General features: G+C 66.1%; 6 protein-coding genes. 2 read left to right on the top strand and 4 right to left on the bottom strand.

What is annotated here, in order from left to right; all coding sequences use genetic code 11:
- From ACXJKH_RS13450 to ACXJKH_RS13460, 3 genes are all read right to left on the bottom strand, one after another.
- Positions 1 to 480, bottom strand: a 480-nt coding sequence (locus tag ACXJKH_RS13450; protein WP_457319981.1) for a dihydropteroate synthase, incomplete at its 3' end; no start/stop codon positions are given.
- Between the two features lie 26 nt (positions 481 to 506).
- Positions 507 to 1607 (bottom strand): homocysteine S-methyltransferase family protein, encoded by a 1101-nt coding sequence (locus ACXJKH_RS13455; protein ID WP_457319972.1) that lies wholly within the window; start codon positions 1605 to 1607, stop codon positions 507 to 509.
- A 9-nt stretch (positions 1608 to 1616) separates the two neighbouring features.
- Positions 1617 to 2546, bottom strand: a complete 930-nt coding sequence (locus ACXJKH_RS13460; RefSeq protein WP_256774561.1) for an ArsR/SmtB family transcription factor — start codon at positions 2544 to 2546, stop codon at positions 1617 to 1619.
- A gap of 147 nt (positions 2547 to 2693) precedes the next feature.
- On the opposite strand from ACXJKH_RS13460, the gene ACXJKH_RS13465 reads away from it, so the two are divergent.
- The gene (locus tag ACXJKH_RS13465) at positions 2694 to 3842 is read left to right on the top strand and encodes an acyl-CoA dehydrogenase family protein (RefSeq protein WP_457319975.1); all 1149 of its coding nucleotides are present in this window, start codon (positions 2694 to 2696) and stop codon (positions 3840 to 3842) included.
- Between the two features lie 52 nt (positions 3843 to 3894).
- On the opposite strand, the gene ACXJKH_RS13470 is transcribed toward ACXJKH_RS13465, so the two are convergent.
- Positions 3895 to 4797, bottom strand: a complete 903-nt coding sequence (locus ACXJKH_RS13470) for a hypothetical protein (RefSeq protein ID WP_457319977.1) — start codon at positions 4795 to 4797, stop codon at positions 3895 to 3897.
- 224 nt (positions 4798 to 5021) lie between these two features.
- Here ACXJKH_RS13470 and ACXJKH_RS13475 point away from each other — a divergent pair, with 224 nt between their 5' ends.
- Positions 5022 to 5315, top strand: coding sequence for a hypothetical protein (locus ACXJKH_RS13475; protein WP_457319979.1), 294 nt, complete (start codon positions 5022 to 5024; stop codon positions 5313 to 5315).
- The last annotated feature ends 196 nt before the right edge of the window (positions 5316 to 5511 follow it).

Here is a 5511-nt window from a genome sequence, read left to right on the forward strand (position 1 = left end):
GGTGTCGGCCTGGCCATCCTCGTCGAAGGCCATCACCACCGCGGCCGCGCCATAGCGCAGCACCTTGCGGGCGTGCTCGATGAACTGCGCCTCGCCTTCCTTGAGCGAGATTGAATTGACCACGCTCTTGCCCTGCAGGCACTTCAGTCCGGCCTCGATCACGCTCCACTTGGAGGAGTCGACCATCACCGGGATGCGCGCGATGTCCGGCTCGGACATGATCAGGTTGAGGTAGCGCGTCATCGCCTTTTCCGAGTCGATCAGGCCCTCGTCCATGTTCACGTCGAGGATCTGCGCCCCATTGGCGACCTGCTGGCGGGCCACGTCCACCGCCTCTTCGTAGCGCTCTTCCTTGACCAGCTTGCGGAACTGCGCGCTGCCGGTGACGTTGGTGCGCTCGCCGATGTTGACGAACAGCAGGTCCGGGGTGATCAMCAGCGGCTCAAGGCCGGACAGGCGGGTGTAGCGGGGCGGCGTCACCGACGGACTGTTATCGGCGGGTACGCTCACGCGGCATCCTCCAGCGCCGGGCCGGGCAGGGCACGTGGCGGCAGGTCGGCCACGGCCTCGGCGATCGCGCGGATGTGCGCCGGGGTGGTGCCGCAACAGCCGCCAACGAGGTTGAGCAGGCCAGCGCTGGCGAACTCGCGCAGGGTGCCGGCCATTTCCTCGGGGGTTTCGTCGTACTCGCCAAACGCGTTGGGCAGGCCGGCGTTGGGATGCGCGCTGACCAGGCAGTCGGCCACGATCGACAGGGTTTCCACGTGCGGGCGCATGTCGTTGGCGCCCAGCGCGCAGTTCAGGCCCACCGACAGCGGCCGGCTGTGTGCGACCGAGGCATAGAACGCCTCGGCGGTCTGGCCCGACAGGGTGCGCCCGGAGGCGTCGGTGATGGTGCCGGAGATCATGATCGGCAGGCGTGCGCCACGGTCGTCGAAGGCTTCTTCGATGGCGAACAGCGCGGCCTTGGCGTTGAGGGTGTCGAAGATGGTTTCCACCATCAGGGTATCCGCGCCGCCGTCGATCAGGCCATCGATCGCTTCGCGGTAGGTCTGGCGCAGTGCGTCGAAGCTGGTGTTGCGGAACCCCGGGTCGTTGACGTCCGGGCTGATCGACGCGGTGCGGCTGGTGGGCCCGAGCACACCGATCACGAAGCGCGGCTTGCCCGGCGTGGTGGCCGCCACGGCATCGCAGCAGGCGCGCGCGACGGCGGCGCCGGCCTTGTTGAGTTCATAGACCAGGTGTTCCAGGTGGTAATCGGCCTGGCTGACCGAGGTGGCGTTGAAGGTGTTGGTCTCCACCAGGTCCGCGCYGGCCTCCAGGTAGGYGGTGTGGATCTGCGCGATCACCTCCGGCTTGCTCAGCAGCAGCAGGTCGTTGTTGCCTTTCAGGTCGTGGCCTTCCGGCGTGCCGTGGTCGCAGCCGGGGCCATGCGCGTGCGCGCTGTCGTAGCCTTCGGCGAAGCGTTCACCGCGATAGTCCGCTTCCTGCAGCCCATGGCGCTGGATCATCGTGCCCATCGCGCCATCGATGATCAGGATGCGCCGGGCGAGCGCGTCCTGCAGGGCGTGCACGCGGTCGGGATGGAGCCAGGGCAGCGACGACATGGGTGGACCTCAGGGCTTGCTGGCGATCAGCGAAATGACTTCGAAATGCGGCGGGCGTTTTTCGCGGGTCACCGTTTCCAGGCTGGACACGACCAACCCGGCTTTCTCGGCGAACTTGCGCAGTTCCTTGTCCGAGAAGCCCAGGTTGACGTGACCGTAGGCATCCACTGCCGCCTTGTGTTCGTGGCGGGCCAGGCTGCACAGCAGCAGGCGACCGCCCGAGCGCAGCACACGCGCGCCTTCGGCCACGGCCTGGGCCGGCTTGGCGGCGTAGGTCAGGGCGTGCATCAGCACCACCAGGTCGAAGCTGCGGTCCTTGAACGGCAGCGCATGCATGTCGCCTTCGCGCACTTCCACGTTGGCCAGCCGGCGCAGGCGCTCGCTCGCGGCGGCGACCACGCGCGCGCTGGTATCGATGCAGACATAGCGCTTGGCGTGCGGGGCCACCAGTTCGGCCAGCACGCCGTCGCCGGAGGCGATATCCAGCACATCCCCGGTTTCCAGCAGCGGCAGCGCGGTGCGTGCCAGCGCTTCCCAGGTGCGGCCGGGGGAGTAGTGGCGCTCCATGTCGCCGGCCACGCTGTCGGCCCAGTTCTGGTCGGCGGCGCGGCTGGCCAGTACGGCGGCGACGCGTTCAGCATCCTGGCGCAGCAGCGGATCGTCGCTGCCGGTGCTCAGTGCATGCCACAATGCACGCTGCGCCGGGTCCAGCGCGGCGTCGTCGAAGCGGTAATACGCCGACACGCCGGCACGCCGGTCGCGCACCAGGCCGGCTTCCTTGAGCCGGGCCAGGTGGGTGGACACGCGTGGCTGCGCCAGCGTGGTGATGGCCGACAGCTCGGCCACGGTCAATTCTTCCTGCTCCAGCAGCGTGAGCAGGCGTACGCGGGTGGCGTCGGCGAACACTTTCAGCCGGACCGACCAGTCCTCGAGATCCATTGAATATCTACCTATCGCGATATAGAGATATTTTCGCCCCGGGCCGGTGCCGGGTCAAGTCAGCTGGCATTGACCGGCCCCCGGTACAATCGCCGCACCTGGACGCGCGCTGCGCGGCCAAAATCACCATGTTCCCGGGAGGGTGTTGTGGATTTCAGTTTTACCGAAGAGCAGTTGATGCTGCAGGACGTTGCGCGCCGCATCGCCCAGGAAAAGATCGCGCCCAGCGCCGAGCACCATGACCGGACCGGCGAGTTTCCGCTGGAGAACATCCGCCTGCTGGGAGAGAACGGGCTGATGGGCATTGAAGTGCCGGCCGAATACGGCGGCGCGGGCATGGACCCGATCGCCTACGTGCTGGCGATGGTGGAGGTCGCCGCCGGCGACGCGGCGCATTCGACCATCATGTCGGTCAACAACTCGCTGTTCTGCAACGGCATCCTCACCCACGGCAGCGAAGCGCAGAAGCAGACCTACGTGCGCGCCATCGCCGAGGGCGAGGCCATCGGTGCGTTCGCGCTGACCGAGCCGCAGTCCGGTTCGGACGCCACGGCGATGCGTTGCCGCGCGGTCAAGCAGGCCGACGGCAGCTTCGTGATCAACGGCAAGAAGAGCTGGATCACCTCCGGCCCGGTCGCCAAGTACATCGTGCTGTTTGCCATGACCGACCCGGACCAGGGCGCGAGCGGCATCAGCGCGTTCATGATCGACACCGACAAGGCCGGCTTCCACCGCGGCAAGACCGAGCCGAAGCTGGGCATCCGGGCCTCGGCCACCTGCGAAATCGAGTTCCAGGATTACGTGGCCAGCGCCGACGACGTGCTGGGCAAGGAGGGCGAGGGCTTCAAGATCGCCATGGGCGTCCTCGACGCCGGTCGCATCGGCATCGCCTCGCAGGCCATCGGCATCGCCCGCGCCGCCTATGAAGCCACGATCGAGTACGTGAAGGACCGCAAGGCCTTCGGGGCGGCCATCGGCACGTTCCAGATGACCCAGGCCAAGATCGCCGACATGAAGTGCAAGCTGGACGCGGCCTTGTTGCTGACCCTGCGCGCGGCATGGGTGAAGGGCCAGGGCAAGCGTTTCAGCAACGAAGCGGCCATCGCCAAGCTGACCGCCTCCGAAGCGGCGATGTGGATCACCCACCAGGCCGTGCAGATCCACGGCGGCATGGGGTACTCCAAGGAAATGCCGCTGGAGCGTTACTTCCGTGATGCCAAGATCACCGAGATCTATGAGGGCACCTCGGAGATCCAGCGGCTGGTGATTGCGCGCAACGAGACCGGGCTGCGCTGAGCAGGCCATGGGCGGCGCCGCAATGGCGCCGCCCGATTACCGTGGGCGCACGCTACCAGCTTGAGCAGGCGATCGTTTCGCCGTTCCACGTGCAGCGCAGCCGCAACGTCTCGATCCCGGAATCGTCCAACTGCATGCCGTACAGTTTGGCGGCCTGCATCCACTCACGCATCGTGAGGGGATCGGGGAAGTAATGGTCCCCGGCAAAAATATCGCCGGCCTCCGGCCCGGTAGCGGATGCGTCAGGAATCGGATTGCCCTGGGCGTCCCGGCTCTTTCCTTTCACGTAACGTGCTTGATCCACTGAGTTCGGCTCAATCACGAGGTGGGTCTGCGATCCGTCGCGCCATGTGATCTTGTAGGTCACAGAATCGACGCCAAAGAGGCGGCTGACGAAGCTCAAGCCAACCGATGACAACGTGGTGGAGATCGAATTCCATGCGGTGCTGCCTGTCGTGGCGCCAGAGAACGCGGCGCCGATGCGGCTCTCAAGCCTTGCGCGGCCCGTGGCGGACTGGACGACATCGTAGGCGCTGTAGTCCTTGAACTCCTCCGGAAAGACAATGCCATTGGCCGCGCCCGGGTCGTCAGGGTGGACCGGGATCACCGCCCCGTTGCCTGCTGCCTGCGGCGCGCCCAACGAACTGGCAGATGCATCCTGATTGGCAAGCCCCATGATGCGCTGGAAGGCGCTGGATACCGGCGACGGAACTGCCGTAGTGATGGCCCTGTAGCGCTTTAGCTCACGGTCGTACTCGACCTCGAAGCCATGGAGCTTTACTTGGGCCAGATCGACCACGAGCGTGGTTCCGGTGCCTGAGCTTGCGGCAATCTGGCGTGGATTGACGCAATTGTCGCAGACGACAAGTCCACCGGCGTGCGCGTCGCCTGACAGGAGCAGTCCGGCTTCCAGCAGCAGCGACAGTGACGTGGTAGCGAAAACACGGTGCTTCATGGTGTTTCTCCCCCGTTGAGCGCGACGGGCCGGTCATCCGGCGTGGATCGCGTGAGGGTCTTTTGTATCCCTACGGGTCACCGAAGACCGTGGCGCCGTCTACAGATGGATAACGATGTGTCGATCACGACATGGTGAGGCGTGGACGTCAGGGGTAGGTGCCGACCGTTGGTCGGCACGCCGATTGAGGCAGAATGTGCACTCGTTTTTTTGCCGGACATCCCATGCTGATTTACCGAGGCGCAGGTTTCCTGACCCTGCTCACCCCCATCGCCACGTTGCTGCTGCTGATGTGGCTGTGGCCCGACCCTGCCGTTGCCAAGGGCAATACCTCACTGACGCAGCTGCTGGTCGGATTCGGGATTGGTGCGGCGATCAATGTGCTGCTGGGTCTGGTGCTCAATCGCGGCCCACGTGCGCCGGGTGAGCGTGCCCCCCATCATTTCTTCTTCGTGCCGATGCAGTGGCCGTCGCTGGTGATCGTGGTCGTCTGCGCGGCGGTGGCGCTGCTGCGCTGACGCACGGTAGTGCCGGCCGCTGGCCGGCAACCAGACGGTGCATGCAGGACAGGGTAGTGCCGGCCGCTGGCCGGCAACCAGGCGGTGCATGCAGGACAGGGTAGTGCCGGCCGCTGGCCGGCAACCAGGCGGTGCATGCAGGACAGGGTAGTGCCGGCCGCTGGCCGGCAACCAGGCGGTCCGTGCAGGACAGGGT

Source organism: Stenotrophomonas sp. P5_B8 (genome assembly GCF_054049855.1).